Genomic DNA, 4,994 nt, shown 5'->3' on the forward strand with positions numbered 1-4,994 from the left:
CCCGGTGGGTGTCCGTTCCTTGAGAACTCAACAGCGTGTCATGCTTGTCAATGCCAGATTTTTTCGAGATTCATTGCGAGGATTGTCTCGCGTGGATGGTCTCTGTTTTGAGTATGCATTCACGGAGAGTTTGATCCTGGCTCAGGACGAACGCTGGCGGCGTGCTTAACACATGCAAGTCGAACGATGATCCGGTTTCGGCCGGTGATTAGTGGCGAACGGGTGAGTAACACGTGGGTGACCTGCCCTGCACTCTGGGATAAGCCTGGGAAACCGGGTCTAATACCGGATATGACTTCTGGTCGCATGGCCGGGAGTGGAAAGCTTTTGTGGTGTGGGATGGGCCCGCGGCCTATCAGCTTGTTGGTGGGGTGATGGCCTACCAAGGCGACGACGGGTAGCCGGCCTGAGAGGGTGTCCGGCCACACTGGGACTGAGACACGGCCCAGACTCCTACGGGAGGCAGCAGTGGGGAATATTGCACAATGGGCGGAAGCCTGATGCAGCGACGCCGCGTGAGGGATGACGGCCTTCGGGTTGTAAACCTCTTTCGACAGGGAACAAGCCTTCCGTTTTTGCGGGGGTGAGGGTACCTGTGGAAGAAGCACCGGCTAACTACGTGCCAGCAGCCGCGGTAATACGTAGGGTGCGAGCGTTGTCCGGAATTATTGGGCGTAAAGAGCTCGTAGGCGGTCTGTCACGTCGGTTGTGAAAGCCCGGGGCTTAACTCCGGGTCTGCAGTCGATACGGGCAGGCTAGAGTTCGGCAGGGGAGACTGGAATTCCTGGTGTAGCGGTGAAATGCGCAGATATCAGGAGGAACACCGGTGGCGAAGGCGGGTCTCTGGGCCGATACTGACGCTGAGGAGCGAAAGCGTGGGGAGCGAACAGGATTAGATACCCTGGTAGTCCACGCTGTAAACGGTGGGCACTAGGTGTGGGCGGCATTCCACGTCGTCTGTGCCGTAGCTAACGCATTAAGTGCCCCGCCTGGGGAGTACGGCCGCAAGGCTAAAACTCAAAGGAATTGACGGGGGCCCGCACAAGCGGCGGAGCATGTGGCTTAATTCGACGCAACGCGAAGAACCTTACCAAGGCTTGACATACACCGGACGGCTGCAGAGATGTGGTTTCCCTTTGGGCTGGTGTACAGGTGGTGCATGGCTGTCGTCAGCTCGTGTCGTGAGATGTTGGGTTAAGTCCCGCAACGAGCGCAACCCTTGTCCTGTGTTGCCAGCGGCGCCTTCGGGCGGCCGGGGACTCACGGGAGACTGCCGGGGTCAACTCGGAGGAAGGTGGGGACGACGTCAAGTCATCATGCCCCTTATGTCTTGGGCTGCACACGTGCTACAATGGCTGGTACAGTGGGTTGCGATGCCGTGAGGCGGAGCGAATCCCCAAAAGCCAGTCTCAGTTCGGATTGGGGTCTGCAACCCGACCCCATGAAGTCGGAGTCGCTAGTAATCGCAGATCAGCAGTGCTGCGGTGAATACGTTCCCGGGCCTTGTACACACCGCCCGTCACGTCACGAAAGTCGGTAACACCCGAAGCCGGTGGCCCAACCACCTTGTGTGGGGGGAGCCGTCGAAGGTGGGACTGGCGATTGGGACGAAGTCGTAACAAGGTAGCCGTACCGGAAGGTGCGGCTGGATCACCTCCTTTCTAAGGAGCGTCGTGCCTTTTCACCGGCGCCTGTCCGGTGGGGGCCAGCTCATGGGTGGAACATTGACGTTGAAGCGTGGCACGCTGTTGGGTGTCTGAGGGCACGGGCTGCTGCACCTTGTGGTGTGGTGGGTGTGTTCTTGGTTGTTGGTTGATTTGTGCATAGTGGACGCGAGCATCTGTGGCCAAGTTGTTGAGGGCGCATGGTGGATGCCTTGGCACCAGGAACCGATGAAGGACGTGGGAGGCCGCGATAGGCCCCGGGGAGTTGTCAACCGAGCTGTGATCCGGGGGTGTCCGAATGGGGAAACCCGGCAGTCGTTATGGGCTGTCACCCGCTGCTGAAGTTCATAGGCGGTGTGGAGGGAACGCGGGGAAGTGAAACATCTCAGTACCCGCAGGAAGAGAAAACAAGAGTGATTCCGGGAGTAGTGGTGAGCGAAACCGGATGATGGCTAAACCGTGTACGTGTGAGACCCGGCAGGGGTTGCGTGTGCGGGGTTGTGGGCGTTGTCTGGACTGGTCTGCCGGCTGGTCGGCGAGTGAGAAACCACTGCGGTAGGCGAAGGGTATGCGAAAGGCCCGGCGTAGAGGGTAAGACCCCCGTAGTCGAAATCGTGGTGGCTCGTTGGGGCGATGGCCCGAGTAGCACGGGGCCCGAGAAATCCCGTGTGAATCTGCCAGGACCACCTGGTAAGCCTGAATATTCCCTGGTGACCGATAGCGGATAGTACCGTGAGGGAATGGTGAAAAGTACCGCGGGAGCGGAGTGAAAGAGTACCTGAAACCGTGTGCCTACAAGCCGTGGGAGCCTTGCATCAGCCTCTTCGGGGGTTGGTGTGGTGACTGCGTGCCTTTTGAAGAATGAGCCTGCGAGTTCGCGGTGTGTTGCGAGGTTAACCCGGTGTGGGGGAGCCGTAGCGAAAGCGAGTCCGAATAGGGCGTTTGAGTAGCATGCCCGAGACCCGAAGCGGGGTGATCTAGCCATGGGCAGGGTGAAGCGTGGGTAAGACCGCGTGGAGGCCCGAACCCACCAGAGTTGAAAATCTGGGGGATGACCTGTGGTTAGGGGTGAAAGGCCAATCAGACTCCGTGATAGCTGGTTCTCCCCGAAATGCATTTAGGTGCAGCGTTGCGTGGTGCTTGCCGGAGGTAGGGCGCTGGGTAGGTGATGGGCCTTGCCGGGTTACTGACCTTAGCCAAACTTCGAATGCCGGTAAGTTTCTAGCGTGGCAGTGAGACTGCGGGGGATAAGCTTCGTGGTCGAGAGGGAAACAGCCCAGAGCATCGACTAAGGCCCCTAAGCGTGTGCTAAGTGGGAAAGGATGTGGAGTCGCTTAGACAGCCAGGAGGTTGGCTTAGAAGCAGCCATCCTTGAAAGAGTGCGTAATAGCTCACTGGTCGAGTGATTCCGCGCCGACAATGTAGCGGGGCTCAAGTACACCGCCGAAGTCGTGTCACACGCCCATAGGGGTGTGTGGGTAGGGGAGCGTCGTGCACCGGGTGAAGCAGGGCCGTAAGGCACTTGTGGATGGTGTGCGAGTGAGAATGCAGGCATGAGTAGCGATACACCAGTGGGAAACTGGTGCGCCGATTGACCAAGGGTTCCTGGGTCAAGTTGATCTGCCCAGGGTAAGTCGGGGCCTAAGGCGAGGCCGACAGGCGTAGTCGATGGATAACCGGTTGATATTCCGGTACCCGCCGTGAAGCGCCAGCGCTGAATCTCCTGATGCTAAGCCCGTGCCCCCGCTGTGGTTCCTTCGGGAATCGTGTGTGGGTGGTGCCGGTGGCCCGAGGGGGTAGTAGGTGAGTGATGGGGTGACGCAGGAAGGTAGTCCAGCCCGGGCGGTGGTTGTCCCGGGGTAAGGGTGTAGCCCGCCGTGCAGGGAAATCCGTGCGGCTGTCCTTGGATGGGCGAGGGTGAGGCCTGATGCCGAGCCGATTGTGGTGAAGTGGATGATCCTATGCTGTCGAGAAAAGCCTCTAGCGATGTTTCATGGCGGCCCGTACCCTAAACCGACTCAGGTGGTCAGGTAGAGTATACCGAGGCGTTCGGGTGAACTATGGTTAAGGAACTCGGCAAATTGCCCCCGTAACTTCGGGAGAAGGGGGGCCTCTTCCGGTGATGACCCGTTGCGGTCGGAGCTGGGGGTGGCCGCAGAGACCAGCGAGAAGCGACTGTTTACTAAAAACACAGGTCCGTGCGAAGCTGTAAGGCGATGTATACGGACTGACGCCTGCCCGGTGCTGGAACGTTAAGGGGACCGGTTAGCTCTTTCGGGGGCGAGGCTGGGAACTTAAGCGCCAGTAAACGGCGGTGGTAACTATAACCATCCTAAGGTAGCGAAATTCCTTGTCGGGTAAGTTCCGACCTGCACGAATGGCGTAACGACTTCTCGGCTGTCTCAACCATAGGCCCGGTGAAATTGCAGTACGAGTAAAGATGCTCGTTTCGCGCAGCAGGACGGAAAGACCCCGGGACCTTTACTACAGCTTGATATTGGTGTTCGGTTCGGTTTGTGTAGGATAGGTGGGAGACTGTGAAGCTCAAGCGCCAGCTTGGGTGGAGTCATTGTTGAAATACCACTCTGGTCGTGCTGGATGCCTGAACCTGGGTCCGTGATCCGGATCGGGGACAGTGTCTGGTGGGTAGTTTAACTGGGGCGGTTGCCTCCTAAAGAGTAACGGAGGCGCCCAAAGGTTCCCTCAGCCTGGTTGGTTATCAGGTGGTGAGTGTAAGTGCACAAGGGAGCTTGACTGTGAGACTGGCGGGTCGAGCAGGTGCGAAAGCAGGGACTAGTGATCCGGCGGTGGCTTGTGGGAGCGCCGTCGCTCATCGGATAAAAGGTACCCCGGGGATAACAGGCTGATCTTCCCCAAGAGTCCGTATCGACGGGATGGTTTGGCACCTCGATGTCGGCTCGTCGCATCCTGGGGCTGGAGTTGGTCCCAAGGGTTGGGCTGTTCGCCCATTAAAGCGGTACGCGAGCTGGGTTTAGAACGTCGTGAGACAGTTCGGTCCCTATCCGCTGTGCGCGTTGGAGTCTTGAGAAGGGCTGTCCCTAGTACGAGAGGACCGGGACGGACGGACCTCTGGTGTGCCAGTTGTCCCGCCAGGGGCATGGCTGGTTGGCTACGTTCGGGAAGGATAACCGCTGAAGGCATCTAAGCGGGAAGCCTGCTTCGAGATGAGGACTCCCACCCCCTTTGAGGGGGTAAGGCCCCCGGGAGACGACCGGGTTGATAGGCCTGAGGTGGAAGCCCAGTGATGGGTGGAGCTGACGGGTACTAATAGGCCGAGGGCTTGTCCGCAGATGCTCGCGTCCACTATGA

At 58.9% G+C, this 4,994-nt stretch carries 2 rRNA genes; both read left to right on the top strand.

Annotated features, from left to right (window positions below):
* The first annotated feature begins 118 nt into the window (after positions 1 to 118).
* A 16S ribosomal RNA gene (locus ACTWQH_RS32455) occupies positions 119 to 1,661 on the top strand.
* A 183-nt stretch (positions 1,662 to 1,844) separates the two neighbouring features.
* Positions 1,845 to 4,973: ribosomal RNA gene (locus tag ACTWQH_RS32460) — 23S ribosomal RNA — on the top strand.
* Together the 16S and 23S rRNA genes form the textbook arrangement of a ribosomal RNA operon.
* The last annotated feature ends 21 nt before the right edge of the window (positions 4,974 to 4,994 follow it).

It is taken from the genome of Streptomyces sp. 6N223 (genome assembly GCF_052246635.1).
Taxonomy (GTDB): Bacteria; Actinomycetota; Actinomycetes; order Streptomycetales; family Streptomycetaceae; genus Streptomyces.